The organism is Stenotrophomonas sp. S39 (assembly GCF_016624665.1).
Classification (GTDB): domain Bacteria; phylum Pseudomonadota; class Gammaproteobacteria; order Xanthomonadales; family Xanthomonadaceae; genus Stenotrophomonas.
On sequence record NZ_JACVTT010000106.1, the window covers coordinates 1 to 14,566 of the forward strand.

12 protein-coding genes are annotated in these 14,566 nt (G+C 68.4%); 6 read left to right on the forward strand and 6 right to left on the reverse strand.

Features of this window, described 5'->3' with window-relative positions; translation table 11 throughout:
* Positions 1–58: 58 nt before the first annotated feature.
* On the reverse strand, positions 59–796 hold the full coding sequence (locus IAE41_RS19540; protein ID WP_200734239.1) for a pteridine reductase: 738 nt from the start codon (positions 794–796) through the stop codon (positions 59–61).
* Positions 797–854: 58 nt separating this feature from the next.
* Here IAE41_RS19540 and IAE41_RS19545 point away from each other — a divergent pair, with 58 nt between their 5' ends.
* Entirely contained in the window at positions 855–2,039 is a 1,185-nt protein-coding gene (locus IAE41_RS19545) for an SAM-dependent methyltransferase (protein WP_200734247.1), read from the forward strand.
* Entirely contained in the window at positions 2,036–2,428 is a 393-nt protein-coding gene (locus IAE41_RS19550; protein WP_079223361.1) for a hypothetical protein, read from the forward strand. The genes IAE41_RS19545 and IAE41_RS19550 overlap by 4 nt, the downstream gene beginning before the upstream one ends.
* Before the next feature lie 65 nt (positions 2,429–2,493).
* On the opposite strand, the gene IAE41_RS19555 is transcribed toward IAE41_RS19550, so the two are convergent.
* Positions 2,494–3,252 (reverse strand): SDR family NAD(P)-dependent oxidoreductase, encoded by a 759-nt coding sequence (locus IAE41_RS19555; RefSeq protein WP_200734240.1) that lies wholly within the window; start codon positions 3,250–3,252, stop codon positions 2,494–2,496.
* A gap of 188 nt (positions 3,253–3,440) precedes the next feature.
* On the opposite strand from IAE41_RS19555, the gene IAE41_RS19560 reads away from it, so the two are divergent.
* Together IAE41_RS19560 and IAE41_RS19565 are read left to right on the forward strand one after the other, a co-directional pair.
* The gene (locus tag IAE41_RS19560; RefSeq protein ID WP_108758577.1) at positions 3,441–4,532 is read left to right on the forward strand and encodes an alkene reductase; all 1,092 of its coding nucleotides are present in this window, start codon (positions 3,441–3,443) and stop codon (positions 4,530–4,532) included.
* A 97-nt stretch (positions 4,533–4,629) separates the two neighbouring features.
* Positions 4,630–5,586, forward strand: a complete 957-nt coding sequence (locus tag IAE41_RS19565; protein WP_200734241.1) for an AraC family transcriptional regulator — start codon at positions 4,630–4,632, stop codon at positions 5,584–5,586.
* A 211-nt stretch (positions 5,587–5,797) separates the two neighbouring features.
* On the opposite strand, the gene IAE41_RS19570 is transcribed toward IAE41_RS19565, so the two are convergent.
* The 3 genes from IAE41_RS19570 to IAE41_RS19580 all read right to left on the reverse strand — a co-directional run bounded on the left by IAE41_RS19570 (position 5,798) and on the right by IAE41_RS19580 (position 9,652).
* Positions 5,798–7,708: a CocE/NonD family hydrolase gene (locus IAE41_RS19570; protein WP_200734242.1), complete on the reverse strand. Its 1,911-nt coding sequence runs from the start codon at positions 7,706–7,708 to the stop codon at positions 5,798–5,800.
* 199 nt (positions 7,709–7,907) lie between these two features.
* Positions 7,908–8,294 (reverse strand): DUF4440 domain-containing protein, encoded by a 387-nt coding sequence (locus IAE41_RS19575; protein ID WP_200734243.1) that lies wholly within the window; start codon positions 8,292–8,294, stop codon positions 7,908–7,910.
* Complete coding sequence (locus IAE41_RS19580; protein WP_200734244.1) at positions 8,294–9,652, reverse strand: MFS transporter; 1,359 nt, start codon at positions 9,650–9,652, stop codon at positions 8,294–8,296. Before IAE41_RS19580 ends, IAE41_RS19575 begins: the two co-directional genes overlap by 1 nt.
* Before the next feature lie 105 nt (positions 9,653–9,757).
* Between IAE41_RS19580 and IAE41_RS19585 the strand changes: the two genes are divergently transcribed.
* Positions 9,758–10,663 (forward strand): LysR family transcriptional regulator, encoded by a 906-nt coding sequence (locus tag IAE41_RS19585; protein ID WP_200734245.1) that lies wholly within the window; start codon positions 9,758–9,760, stop codon positions 10,661–10,663.
* Positions 10,664–10,903: 240 nt separating this feature from the next.
* Here IAE41_RS19585 and IAE41_RS19590 read toward each other — a convergent pair whose 3' ends face one another.
* Complete coding sequence (locus IAE41_RS19590; RefSeq protein WP_200734246.1) at positions 10,904–13,699, reverse strand: glycoside hydrolase family 3 C-terminal domain-containing protein; 2,796 nt, start codon at positions 13,697–13,699, stop codon at positions 10,904–10,906.
* Positions 13,700–14,033: 334 nt separating this feature from the next.
* On the opposite strand from IAE41_RS19590, the gene IAE41_RS19595 reads away from it, so the two are divergent.
* Positions 14,034–14,468 carry a glyoxalase gene (locus tag IAE41_RS19595; protein WP_079222247.1) on the forward strand — a complete coding sequence of 145 codons (435 nt, stop codon included), beginning with the start codon at positions 14,034–14,036 and terminating at the stop codon, positions 14,466–14,468.
* The last annotated feature ends 98 nt before the right edge of the window (positions 14,469–14,566 follow it).

The window sequence follows — 14,566 nt, forward strand, 5'->3', positions numbered from 1 at the left end:
GTAGAGCCACCCCATGGGGTGGCTCTACTGTAGAGCCACCCCATGGGTGGCTAAATGATCAGCTGACCGTACGCCCACCATCCACGCGCAGGGTGTGGCCGGTGACGAAGCTGGCCTCGGCCACCAGCCAATACACCGCCTCGGCGATCTCCTCGACGGTGCCGATGCGGGCCAGCGGCGTGCGCGCCAGCAGTGCCTCGCGGGCGAAATCGTCCTTGCCCTGTTCCGGCCACAGGATCGCGCCCGGCGCCACGGCATTCACCCGCACCTTCGGGGCCAGTTCCAGTGCCAGCGAACGGGTGGCCATTTCCAGCGCGGCCTTGGCCATGGTGTAGGCGATGTGGTCGCGCATCGGGTCGGTGCCGTGCAGATCGGTCAGGTTGACGATGCAGCCCTGCTGCCGGCGCAGGTAGGGTGCGGCGGCCTGTGACAGCAGCAGCGGCGCGCGGGCATTGACCGCGTACAGCTCGTCCATGGCCGCGGCAGTCACCTGGCCCAGCGGGGTGGGGAAGAAGTTGGAGGCGTTGTTGACCAGCGCGTCCAGGCGGCCGAAGTGGGCCACGGCCTGTTCCACCAGATCGGACAGGGCATCGGCGTCGCGCAGGTCGGCCTGCAGGGCCAGCACGCTGCCCGGGCGGATGTTCTCCAGGTCGAACGCGGCCTGCTGCAGCTCGGCGCTGGACGTGTGGGTGTGCAGCACCACCGACCAGCCACAGGCGTGGAACTGGCGGGCGATGGCCGCACCGATCCGGCGGGCGCTGCCGGTGATCAGGGCCACGGGGGCGGTGTCGCTCATGAGGGTCCTCCAAGGCTCGGCTATCCTGTGCACCATTGTCACCGCATTCGAAGACACCATGCAGCCCACCTTCCCCCTGCCCGAAGCCGACGCCCTGGCCCACAGCGACCAGCTGGCGGCCGCCCTGCGTGCCGAAATCCTTGCGCAGGGCGGGGCGATCCCGTTCTCGCGCTTCATGGAGCTGTGCCTGTACGCCCCCGGCTGGGGCTATTACAGCGCCGGCGCCAGCAAGTTCGGCGGCAGTGGCGATTTCACCACCGCGCCCGAGCTCGGCAGCCTGTTCGCTGGCAGCGTGGCCAACGCGCTGGCCCCGGTGTTCGCCCAGCTGGATGCGCACGCGCGCATGCTGGAACTGGGCGGCGGCACCGGCGCTTTCGCCGAGGCCGTGCTGCTGCGCCTGGCCGAACTGGACGCGCTGCCAGCGCGTTACGCCATCCTCGAACCCAGTGCCGATCTGCGCCAGCGCCAGCAGCAGCGCCTGCAGCAGAACCTGCCGGCCGAGCTGGCCGGCCGGGTGGAATGGGTCGACCGCCCGTTCGACGATGACTGGGACGGCGTGGTGTTTGCCAACGAGGTGATCGACGCGCTGCCGACCCCGCGCTTCCTGATCAAGGACGGCGAGGTCTACGAGGAAACCGTCGAGCTGGATGGCGATGGCAACTTCATACGCGGCGCGCAGCCGGCCGACGTGCTGCTCAACGGCGCGGTGCGGCACCTGGAACGCTATCTGGAAAAGCCCTTCGCCGATGGCTACCGCTCCGAAGTGCTGCCGCAGCTGCCGTACTGGCTGCAGGCGGTGGCCGGCGGCCTGCAGCGTGGCGCGATGCTGTTCGTCGACTATGGCTACAACCGCGGCGAGTTCTACCAGCACGACCGCGATGATGGCACCGTGCGCGCGTTCTACCGCCACCACGTGCACAACGAGGTGTACCGCTGGCCGGGGCTGCAGGACATCACCGCGTCGGTCGATTTCACCGCCATGGCCGAAGCGGGCCTGCACGGTGGCTTCGAGCTGGCCGGTTACTGCAGCCAGACCAGCTTCCTGCTTGGCAACGGGCTGGACCAGGTGCTGGTGCTGGCCGAGGAGCGTACCGATGAAGTGGGCCGCATCCAGCTGCGCGACCAGGTGAAGAAGCTGACCCTGCCGACCGAGATGGGCGAGCGCTTCCAGGTGATCGGCCTGCAGCGCGAGGTGGATTTCGAACCGGCCTTCGAGCTGGGTGACCTGAGCTGGCGCCTGTGAGTGCGGCGTTGCCGGTGATCAAGCCGCTGCGTCGCCCACGGCTGTGGACGGCGCTGTGGCTGCTGGCAGTGCTGGTGGTGATCGTGGTCTGCCTGATTCCGCCGCCGCCGATCGACCTGCCGCAGAACGGCGACAAGGTCGAGCATTTCCTGGCCTATTTCATCCTGTCCGGCAGCGCGGTGCAGTTGTTCCGCCGTGGTACGCCGCTGCTGTGGGCGGGCGTGGGGCTGGTGCTGATGGGCGTGGGCATCGAGTTCGCGCAGGGCGCGCTGACCAGCAACCGCAGCGCCGACCCGATGGATGCACTGGCCAACACGATCGGCGTGTTGTCGGGCCTGGCGACCGCCCTGACCCCGCTGCGCGACATCCTGCTGCGCTGGCGGGGCTGAGGGGCCTGTAGAGGCGCGGCCCCCGGGGGGGGGGGCGCGCCCCCCCCCCGCCTGTCCTCAGCGCATCACTGCGCCAGGTAGCCGCCATCGATCGCGTAGTAGGTGCCGGTCGCGAACGAGGCGTCATCGCTGGCCAGCCAGGCCACCAGCGCGGCCACTTCCTCCGGCGTGCCCAGGCGCTTGAGCGCATGGCGGCCTTCCAGCGTGGCCCGCACCTTGGCATCCATCTTGTCCAGCAGCGGCGTGGCGATGAAGCCCGGGCCGACCGCGTTGATGCGGATGCCATCGGGAGCATGTTCCCATGCAGCGGTCTGGGTCAGGCCAACCACGCCGTGCTTGGCGGCCACGTAAGCGGTGGAACCGGCATAGCCCACCTGGCCCAGGATCGAGGCCATGTTGATGATGCTGCCGCCCTTGCCCGCCGCGCGCATCGCCTGGATCTGCGCACGCTGGCACAGGAACACGCTGGTGAGGTTCACGTCGACCACGCGCTTCCAGCCATCGACCGGGTAATCGCCACTGCTCGCGGCCGGGCCGCCGATGCCGGCGTTGTTCACCGCCACGTCGATGCCACCGAGTTCATTCACCGTGCGCTGCACGGCGGCTTCCACCGCCGCTTCATCGGTCACGTCCAATGCGATGCCGATGGCCTGCACGCCCTTCGCCTTCAGGCTCTGCACGGTGGCATCCACGGCGTCCTGTTTCAGGTCCCACACCGAAATGCTGGCACCCGATGCAGCGAGCAGTTCGGCCACGGCCAGGCCGATACCGGATACACCACCGGTCACGATCGCGGTCTTGCCCTTGAGCTGGTAATCGATCATCTGTGTTCTCCACGTGTTGGTAAGGCGTGCGGAGCGCGTCCGCCTGATGATGACGTTACGCCCGCGCGTGTTACGGACATGCCATCCCAGGGCGCCATCGACACGCACGGCCTGCAACGATCCTTCCCATCGCTGCAACGCGTTCGCGCCTATGCTCTGGCCCACACCTCTCCCCTGTGGAACCTTCGATGAGTCCTGCCGCCGATCTGTTGTTCACGCCTACCCGCCTTGGCGACATCGCCGTGGCCAATCGCATCGCCATGGCACCGCTGACGCGCAACCGGGCCCTGCCCGACCGCGTGCCCTCGCCGCTCGCCATTACCTATTACCAGCAGCGCGCCAGCGCTGGCCTGATCATCGCCGAGGCGACGCAGATCAGCCCACTCGGCCAGGGCTATCTGGATACCCCGGGCATCTACAGCGACGCGCAGGTTGCTGCATGGAAATCAGTGACCGACGCCGTGCACGCTGAAGGCGGACGCATCGTGCTGCAGCTCTGGCACGTCGGCCGCATCTCCCACACCAGCCTGTTGCCCGAAGGCGAAGTACCGGTGGCGCCGAGCGCGATCCGCGCCAATGGCAAGACCTTTACTGCCAATGGCTTCGAAGATGTGTCCGCGCCCCGGGCGCTGGCCATTGAAGAGATCCCGGCACTGATCGAGGACTACCGCATCGCTGCCCGCAATGCGATCGCTGCCGGCTTCGACGGTGTGGAAGTGCATGCGGCCAACGGCTATCTGATCGACCAGTTCCTGCGCGATGGCAGCAACCACCGCAGCGATGCCTACGGCGGCAGCATCGAGAACCGCACGCGCCTGTTGTTTGAAGTAGTGAGCGCCGTGGCCGAAACCATCGGCGCGGCGCGCACCGGTGTTCGCCTGTCGCCGGTCACGCCGGTCAACGATGCGCACGACAGCGATCCGCAGCCGCTGTTCGACCGCGCGGTGGAGCGCCTGGACACGATCGGCGGCCTGGCCTTCATCCATGTGATCGAAGGCGCCACCGGCGGCGACCGTGACAACCTGGCCTTCGACTACGCGGGCCTGCGCGCGCGTTTCCGTGGCCCGTGGATCGCCAACAACGGCTACGACGCTGCACGCGCCGAACAGGCCGTGGCCAGCGGCTACGCCGACATGGTCGCCTTCGGGCGCCCGTTCATCGCCAACCCTGATCTGGTTGCCCGCCTGCGCAGCGGCGCTGCGCTGGCCGATCTCGACCCCGCCACGCTGTATGGCGGCGGCGAGCACGGCTACACCGACTACCCTGCACTGGGCGCGTAAGCCAGCGTTGCGGCCCGTCGCTGCGGCGGCGGGCCCGCGCTAGAATGTCGTTGCGAGCCGACGCCAGCACTTTCCTCCCCAGCTGAGCGGCTTAGCAATGTCCCGATATTTCACGTTTGCCGATTACCGTCGCTTCGGTGATCGGCACGGCTATGACTATCGCGCCGACCCGCGCGACCTGCGCGATGATCAATGGATCGGTCGTGGCGAAATGCACGAACAGACCCTGCGCGGTGGCCTCAGCCTGGTCGCCACGGATGTGTGCAACCGCGTGGGCTATACGGCCACTGCCGAGCAGCGCCCGGGCCTGTCGATCCGGATGATGCTGGATGGGCAGGTGGATGTGCAGGTGCCGCAGCGTGAGGCCTTCAGCCTGCGCGCGGGTACCGCGATGACCAGCCATCACCGCGAACCGGTCGAGATGCGCGGCGTGCATCCGGGCAGCGTGCGCCTGCGCGGTGTAAGCCTGTGCCTGCCCGCGGATTTTGATGCGGAGCTGCTGCAGCAACCCGCGCTGCAGCAGGCGCTGCACGGACCCGGGGTCGGCTGCCGGCACTGGGCCATTCCGCACACGCTGCTGCCCGCGCTGTCGCAGTTGTTCGACAGCCCCTGGCAGGGTGGCCTGGATGCGCTGTGGCGCGAGGGCCTGGCCCTGCAGATCCTGGCCGTGGGCCTGCAGGCCGATGATCTTCATCCCGCCACACCCCGTGCGCTGCGTGCCGGCCAGCGCGCGCGGCTGGAACGCGTGCGTGCGTTCCTGCGCGAGGACCCCAGCCATGAGCACAGCCTGGTCGAGCTTGCGCAGATCGCCTGCATGAGCCCCAGTTCGCTGCGTCGTCATTTCGTGCAGCAGTACGGCTGCTCGGTGTTCGATTACCTGCACGAGCAGCGCATGCATCATGCCGAGCAGGGCCTGCGCGAGCGCGGCTGGAGCGTGGAGCAGGCCGCGGCGGCTACGGGCTATCGGCACCCGAGCAACTTCGCAGCCGCTTTCCGCAAGCGCTTCGGGTTGGTGCCCAGCCGCTGGCGCACCGGGCCCTCGAAGGTAGGTTGACCTGCTCTCGCGCGATTCCCGCTCTGGTGGGTGTCGACCGTTGGTCGACACGCTCTGGCATGGCATGCCGGCCAGCGGCCGGCACTACCATCGCCGGGCACGGCCCGGCGCTACCGATACCGCTCGATTCCCGCTCTGGTGGGTGTCGACTGTTGGTCGACACGCTCCTGCATGGCATGCCGGCCAGCGGCCGGCACTACCACCGTCCGGTTCAATACACCGGCAGGTCGATGTAACTGGCCTGCGCGGCGCTGTGCCAGACCCGCTGCGTGGCCTTCTGGTAATCGGCCGGCTTGGCCAGGTAGATGTTCGGCACGTAGGTCTGCGGGTTGCGGTCGTACAGCGGGAACAGGCTGGACTGCACCTGCACCATCACCCGGTGCCCCTTCTGGAATACATGGTTGGCATTGGGCAGGTCGAAGCGGTACGGCAGCACCTGGTTGGCGGCCAGTGCCTTGGGCGCGCTGAAGCTCTCGCGGTAGCGGCCACGGAAGATTGCCAGTGACACCGGCAGCTCGTAACCGCCCATCTCCGGCGTCGATGCCTCCTGGTCGGGATAGACGTCGATCAGCTTCACCACCCAGTCGCTGTCGGTGCCGCTGGTGGAGGCCTGCAGGTGCACCACCGGCGCGCCACCAATGCGAAGGGGTTCGTTCAGCGGTTCAGTGATGAAGGTCAGCACGTCCGGCCGACCGTCGACGAAGCGCTGGTCCTTCACCAGCCAGGTGGTCCACATGTCACGGTCGCCGAAGCGTACCGGACGCGGCACGAACGGCACCGGCTTGGCCGGGTCGGACACGTATTCCTCGAAATCACCCTCGCCCGCCGCCGGTGCCTGGAACGCCAGCTTGCCACCAGCGCGCAGGTACAGCGGCTTGCTGGCCGCAGTGCAGTCCTTCTCGCAACTGCGCGGCCAGCCCTGCAGGCGGTCCCAGTGGTTCTCGCCGGTGTTGTAGACCAGCACCGGTGGCGTATCGGCCTTCGGTGCGCCATCCACCAGGTACTGGTCGAAGAACGGCTTGAGCACGTCGCGGCGGAACTGCAGCGCGGTATCGCCATCGAACTTCAGCGCCCCCAGCTCGTTGCCGGTGTAGTTCACCTGGCTGTGCCGCCACGGTCCCATCACCAGGTAGTTGAGGGTGTTGCCGGTGTCACGGCCTTCCATCGCCCGGTAGGCGTGGTTGGCGCCCCACATGTCTTCCTGGTCCCACAGGCCCTGCAGCCACATGGTCGGCACCTTCAGCGGCGTCTTCGCCATCACTGCATCCAGCGCCTGGCCCTGCCAGAACGCATCGTAGGCCGGGTGCTCGACCAGCTTCTTCCACCAGGTCAGCTTGTCCACGCCGGTGAAGCGAGCGTAGTCACCGGCCGAGCCGATGCGCAGGAACGTGCTGTAGTCGTCGTAGCCGAGGCTGGGCAGCGGCGTGCCCTTGCCGCGCTTCTCGGTCTGCATGGCGAAGTAGTTGAAGTTGACCTGGCGGAACGCACCGTAGTTGAGCCAGTCATCGCCCATCCAGCCATCGACCATCGGGCTTTGCGGCGCGGCCACCTTCAGTGCGGGGTGCGGGTCGGTCAAGGCCATCACCACGGTGAACCCTTCATACGACGAGCCCAGCATGCCGACCTTGCCGTTGGTTTCCGGCACATGCTTGACCAGCCAGTCGATGGTGTCCCAGGCGTCGGTGGAATGGTCCACCTTGGTGTTGTTCAGCGGCCCGCGCAGCGGCCGGGTCATCACGTAATCGCCTTCGGAACCGTACTTGCCACGGATGTCCTGGAACACGCGGATGTAGCCGCCATCGACGAACACTTCATCGCCCTGCGGCAGCATGTCACGCATGCGCGGCGAATCGGTGCGGCTGGCGCGGCCGGCGGCATCGTACGGCGTGCGGGTCAGCAGGATCGGTGCGTTGTGCGCCCCCTTGGGCACCACGATGACGGTGTACAGCTTGGTGCCATCGCGCATCGGCACCATCACCACGCGCTTGTCATAGTCGCGGCCGACATCGGGGGCCACGAAGGGCTTTCCGCTGATGTCCGGGGTCATCGGCGGGGTATCGGCGGCCAGCACGGTGCTGGACAGGCAAAGGGCGATGGCTACAGCAACGGCACGCACACGCATGGAAACCCCTCCCGGCAGGAAAGACCCAAGCGTACTCCTGCCCCGCCCGGTGAAGTGTGTGCGGGCTTTGCGTTCCGCGCTCTTTGGAGGCAGGACTGATGGCACATGCCAACCGCTGCTGGGCAGCGCTCGCCGGGCATGGCCCGGCGCTACCGATCCGCGCGCCCGAGGTAGCGCCGGGCCATGCCCGGCGGATCCGTCAGCCCGATTGAACCTCATGCAGCGCCAACCATCGCCAGCGCCCCTGCTCCTGCCGCAGCACCGCCAGCGACTCGCGCCACGCGACCGCCCCATCGCCCACCGCATGCCCCTCGCGATAGCGCAGCACCGCCAGCGGTGACGGCGCTTCGATCACCTGCACCGCTTCGATGGCAATGCGCAAGCCAGGCCGTGCCCCATGCCCGCCGACGAACAACGCCTGTACCGCCTGCCGATCCAGGCGCCGCCCGGCGATGCCGACCATGCTGAAATCCGCGCAGAAGTGCGCCATCAGATCGTCGAGTGCTTCGGCGCCCACCTCGGCGCGGAACCAGGCCTGCAGCGTGTCGTGCAGTTCGTGGATTTCATGTTCGGCGGTGTGTTGCATCAGGCATGCTCCGGTTGCGCAATGGTCAGTGGCTGCGAGCGGCGCAACAGCGCCATCGGCAGCAGGGTAAGGACAGCGGCCAGGCCCAGCGCCACACCAGTGGCCCGCGCCGGCAACCATTGCAGGGCCAGGGCCAGCAGCAGCGCGATGGCGGCGGTGCCGAGGCAGAAGCTGAGCTGGCGGTTGAGATTCCACAGCGCGCTGGCATCACCCAGCGCTTCACCCTCCACACCGTGGAAGGCCAGCGTCTGTGCGGTGCTGCTGCACAGGCTGCCGCCGGCGCCCGTCAACGCGTACAACAGCGCTGCCAGCGCAAACGGAGGCTGCGGCAGCAGGGCCATCAGCAGCAAGCCACTGGCCTGCAAAAACATTCCGCCACGCAGCACCGCCGCAGGCCCGAAACGCGCCAGCAGGCGACGGCTACCGGTGATGGCCAGCGCCGAGGCCAGCGCCCACGGCAGCATCAATGCACCGATGCGTGCGGCGCTGTAGCCCGCCTGGTGCAGCTGCAGCGTGCTGGCCAGCTGGCTGCCAATGAAAACGCCCGGCACCGCCAGGTAGACCAGCATTGCCAGCCGCAACCCGCGATGGGACAGCAGCGACCAGCGCAGCAGCGGCTGTGCCTGCTGGCGCGCGTGGCGCAGGTGGGCGGTCGCCAGCACCAGCGCCAGCAGCAACAGCACCGCGCCGGCAATCCGGTGGCCGGGTTCGCCCAGCCAGGTCAGCGCCAGCAGCAGCACGCCCAGCGCGCTCATCGCGGTGGCCAGCGCATAGGCCTGCAGGCGGGGCGCAGTGCGATCGCCATCGGCCGGCATCCAGGCCAGTACCAGACCCATCGCCGCCAGTGCCAGCGGCAGGCTGGCCCAGAGTACGCCCCGCCAGGACAGCCACTGCACCAGCAGCCCGCCCAGCGCCGGCGCCAGCGCTGGCACCAGCAGTGCTACCAGCAGGATGCGCCGGGTCAGCGCCCCACGCTGCCCAGGGCTGCATTGCCGGTAGGCCGCGGCCTGCGCGACAGGAATCAGCAGGCCGCCGGCAAGGCCCTGCAGCAGCCGCCATCCCAGCAGCCAGCCGATACCCGGCGCCGCACCGGCCAAGGCCGCCGCCAACGCGAACAGCAGCAGGGCCGCCAGCAACAGTCTTCGTTCACCGCAGCGCGCGGCCAGCCACGGCGCCAGCGGAATCACCACGCTCAAGCCCAGCATGTAGGCCGTGCCAACCCATGCCAGGGTGCTGATGTCCGCCTGCAGTTCGGCTGCCAGCGCCGGATAGGCCACCGTAGCGATGAACATGTTGACCAGGTCCAGCGCGAACACCAGCAGGAAGATCGCCTCATGGCGCAGGCGGGGAGAGGGCATCGGCGGCGCTCCAGCGGGGAAGCGGCCAGCATGCCTTTCGACGATTGTTGGAAAAACACGACACCAACTGCAACACTGTCAAATCTGTTTTGACAATGAACCGCCATGGTCAGCCTGGACCGCTTTGACATCTTCCGTGCCGTGGTGGACGCCGGCAGCCTTACCGCAGCCGCCGAGCGCCTGGGCCTGAGCCGCGCAGTGGTCAGCTTCAACCTGAAGCGGCTGGAGCACGAGCTGGGCGTGACCCTGCTGCTGCGCAGTACCCGCCACCTGGCGCTGACCGAGGCCGGCGAACAGTTCCTGCAGCACTGCGTGCAGGCACTGGAGGCAGCGCAGGCGGCCATCGATGCCGCGCGCCGCGACCAGCATCAGCTGCAGGGCACGCTGCGCCTGACCACCACGCCGGAGTACGCGCAGCTGCGGCTCATCCCGGCGCTGGAGGCATTCCGTGCACGACACCCGGCGCTGCAGCTGCATCTGTCCACGTCGCCAGCACCGGCCGACCTGATTCCGGAGCGCTTCGACCTGGCCATCCGCCTTGGCCGCCTGCCGGATTCAGGCCTGCACGCCAGCGAACTGGAACGCCACCCACTGTGCGCGGTGGCGGCGCCTTCACTGCTGGCACGCCTGCCCTCTGCCGATGCGGCCGATGATCCGGTGCAGCTGGGCACCCTGCCCCGCCTGGGCTACCCGCGCCTGGCCGATGTGCCGGTGGTTGCGCCCGATGGCAGCGACGCGTTGTTTGCCACCAACCCGGGCAATGCCGTGGTGCGCGTGGACGGCGCCAGCAGCCTGCGCGCCTTCGCCCTGGCCGGTGCCGGGGTGACCGTGCTGCCGCGCTGGCTGATCGAGGACGACCTGGCCCTGGATCGCCTGCGGCCGGTGCTGCGCCAGCACCGTTTCCCGCAGCAGAGCGTGTACGCGGTCTACCCGCACAGTACGCAGCCCTCGCCGAAGGTGCGGCAGCTGATCGATTTCCTGCGCGGGTGGTTCACCGGCACGCCCGGGTGATGACGGCGTCCGCCGGGCACGGCCTTCTGTAGAGCCGAGCCCACGCTCGGCTCCGTTCTACAACAGCCGAGCATGGGCTCGGCTCTACAGTAGATCTCCGGTAGCGGCCGGGCCGGGCCCCCCGGGGCCGCGGCCCCACTGGGGTTTCGCCCGCGCCCGCCCCGGCGAGCGCAGCGGCCCTACACAAACAGAAACGGCCCCTTTCGGGGCCGTGTCTTCACGCATCAACAACCCGCAGTATCAGCGCAGCACCTGCTCCACCAGCTGCACGTCCACGCTCTGCAGCGGCTCGGCGGCGTTGCGCGACAGCTGCACCTGGTAGGTGCCACCGTCGATCTTCCACTGGCGGGCCTGCGCATCGTAGTGGGCCAGGGTCTTCGGCTCGGCTTCGATGCGGATGCGGCGCTGTTCGCCCGGCTGCAGCTGCACCTTGTCATAGCCGATCAGGCGGATCGGCGTGGTGTTGCCGGCCGGCAGCTTCAGGTACAGCTGGGCCACATCGGCACCGGCGCGCTTGCCGGTGTTGCGGATGTCCACGCTGGCCACCAGGCGCGAACCTTCCACGCTCACCTTCAGGTTTTCATAGGCGAAGGAGGTGTAGGACAGGCCATGGCCGAAGGCGAAGGTCGGAGTCAGGCCCTTGGCCGCCATCCACTTGTAGCCGACGTTGGCGCCTTCGATATCGAAATCGAACACGTCACCGAATTCCTTCTTCGGCTTGAAGCCCAGGCCGTCGATGTGCGGGCGCGGCAGCTGCGATTCGTCCACCACCCAGGTGACCGGCAGGCGGCCAGACGGGTTGGCCTGGCCGGTCAGCAGCGCGGCGATGCCTTCGCCACCGCGGATGCCCGGGTACCAGGCCTGCAGCATCGCCGGCACCTGCGCCAGCCACGGGGTGCGCACCGGGCCGTTGGTTTCCAGCACCAGCACCGTCTTCGGGTTGGCCTTGGCCACCGCCGAGATCAGTGCATCCTGGTTGTCCGGCAACTGCATGTCCGGCAGATCCACCGATTCGGCCGCCCACTGGGTGGCAAACACGATGGCCACGTCGGCCTGCGCCGCCGCCTTGGCCGCCGCGGCGGCGTTGGTGCCGTCCACATACTCGATGGTCGCGTCCGGGCGCGCTGCGCGCAGCGATTCCAGCGGCGAGGACGGGTGGAAGATCACCGGGCCCGGCCAGGTGGTCGGCATCACGCCCGGCACTGCGTTGGTGCCCTTGGCGGTCACGCCCACCATCGACGAACCACCACCACCGATCACGCCCTTGTCGGCATGGCCGCCGATGATGACGATGCGCTTCACGCTGTCGGCCAGCGGCAGCAGGTTGCCTTCATTGCGCAGCAGCACGCTGCCCTCTTCCACCGTGCGCTGGGCAACGGCGTAGCCGGCTTCGGCATCCACCTTCTGGTGCTGCGGCGGGTTGTCGAAGTTGCCGTGCAGGAACATCGTGCGCAGGATGCGCGCCACCATGTCGTTCAGGCGCGCCTGCGGCACTACGCCGCCGTGCACGGCCAGGCGCAGCGGTTCGTCGAAGAACACTGCCGCGTCGAACACTTCACCGGCCGACTGCTGGTCCAGGCCGGCCAGCGCCGCCTTCGAACCACTGTGCACGCCACCCCAGTCGGACATCACGAAACCGGGGAACTTCCATTCCTGCTTCAGCACCTGGTTCATCAGGTAGCCGTTCTCGCAGCCGTAAGTGCCGTTGATCTTGTTGTACGAGCACATCGCCACACCCGGGCGGCCGGCGTCCAGCGCGATCTCGAAGGCCAGCAGGTCCGATTCGTGCATGGCCTGTTCGCCGATGCGCACGTCGTGGAAGTTGCGACGGGTCTCCATGTCGTTCAGTGCGAAGTGCTTCATCGAGGAGATCACGTGCTGGCTCTGCACGCCCTGGATGAGCGCGCCGACCATCGAGCCGGCCAGCAGGGGATCCTCACCGGCGTATTCGAAGTTGCGGCCGTTGCGCGGGTCACGCTGCAGGTTGACGCTGCCCGACAGCAGGATGTTGAAGCGCTGCTGCCACGCTTCGCGGCCCATGGTCGCGCCGCCGGCGAAGGCCACTTCGCGGTTCCAGCTGGACGCGGTGGACGGGCCGGACGGCATGGCGGTGGCGAAGTCACCCGGGCGAATGCCGCCCGGATTGGTCACACCCACGCCGGCATCGGCCGACTGCTGCGCCGGGATGCCCAGGCGCGGCACCGCAGGCACGAAACCGGCCGAACCCACGGCGCCTTCCGGCAGCGGGCCACCGTCCTTGCCCAGCCCGAAGTAGCTGTGCAGCATCTGGAACTTCTCGTCCTCGGTCATCGCCTTCAGCAGCAGCGCGGCGCGCGCATCGGCGTTGAGGGTGGTGTCCATCCACGGCTGCTCGCCACCCTTGTCGGCCACGTAGGCCAGGGTCAGCAGGGTCGCGCGCAGGGTGCTGCCATCAATCTTGAACGGCGCGCTGCTGGCCGCCTGGAAGCCATCGCTGAAGTAGCTGGCATCGGCTTCCAGGGCCACGCGGGCCGGGTCGAAGCCGGCCGCCTTGGCCGACTCACCGGCCACCGCACCCAGCAGCACCGCCGGTGCGCCCAGGCGTGAACGGGTGACCAGGGCGGGCAGGCGCGCGGCACCCGCGCCGGCATCGGTGTACAGCGCCACGGTGTGGCGGCCGTCGTCCAGGCGCAGGTAGTTCAGGCCCGGCTGGTCGGGGCCGGATTCGGCGGCGATCGGCAGGCGCGTCAGCACGGCCTGGCCCTGCTGGGTCTGGCCATCATCCTTGCCGGCGGCGATGAAGCGGTATTCGTAGCCCAGGCCATCGGCCAGCAGCTGCAGCGGGTCGACCTGGCCGATGCCGCGCTGCACCTGGCGCACGCTGACCGCGTCCACCTTCAGGGATTTCAGCTGGGCAGCCAGGGCGGGGATCGCATCCTGGGTCGGTGCCTGTTCCAGGGTCAGCACGGTGAAGGCGGCCGTGTCGGCCCAGGCCGGGGCGGCCAGCGCGGCAGACAGCGCAAGGGACAGGGCGAGCGGCTTTGTAAACGTTTTCATCGGCGGGCGTAATTCCGTTGCCAAGGCAATCGGTCCAGGGAAAGTGCCGCCGAAGGGTGCAGCGTTCATGCCGCGCGGGCGTTGCCAGGCAACACACCGCGGGCCAGGGGACGGACCGGTCTGCGCGCGGGACCCTCCTCCCGGCGTGACAACCTGCCTGCCCGGGCCGCAGAGCGACCCATCTTGTTAAGATTGTGCGAGGGCATTGATGGCTGTCAACAGGACCTAAGTCACAGGCCGCTGCGACGGCATGGTTATCAGGCCATCACCGGCGGTCATCAGCGGGCCGCAGGGGCGTACCGATAATGGGAGTCCCCGGCGATGGACCGAGCCCATGAACGTACACCGCACTTTCGACCACCTCTGGCGCGACCGCTGTGATACCTCCAGCCAGCGCAGCCCGCGCGTGCTGATCCGCGTGTTCGTCACCCCCGGCGAACTGGAGCGCAGCGTCGCGTTCTACGAGCAGCTGCAGGGCGTGGTGGCCGATGCCGGCTTTCCGTTCCCCGATGCCGGCCTGCGCCTGGCCATGGTTGGCGCCTTCCTGCTGATCGAAGGCAGCGATGATGCGCTGGCGCCGTTCACCTCCACCACCGGCACCCTGCTGGTCGACGATGTCCGGCCGTACCACGACCGGCTGGTGGCCGCCGGCGCCGAGATCATCTTCCCGCTGCAGGTCGTGCCCACCGGCGCGGCATTCAATGCGGTGCACCCTGATGGCACCGTGGTCGAATACGTGCACCACCGCCCGGACCCACACGGCCGGTGATGGCGCGGCCGGGCTGCCGCCCGGCACCCGCAGAGGCAACGTCAACGTCAAAAGCCTGCATTCCGTGGGATGGCGGGGTAGGTCCGGTTGAGGGGGAC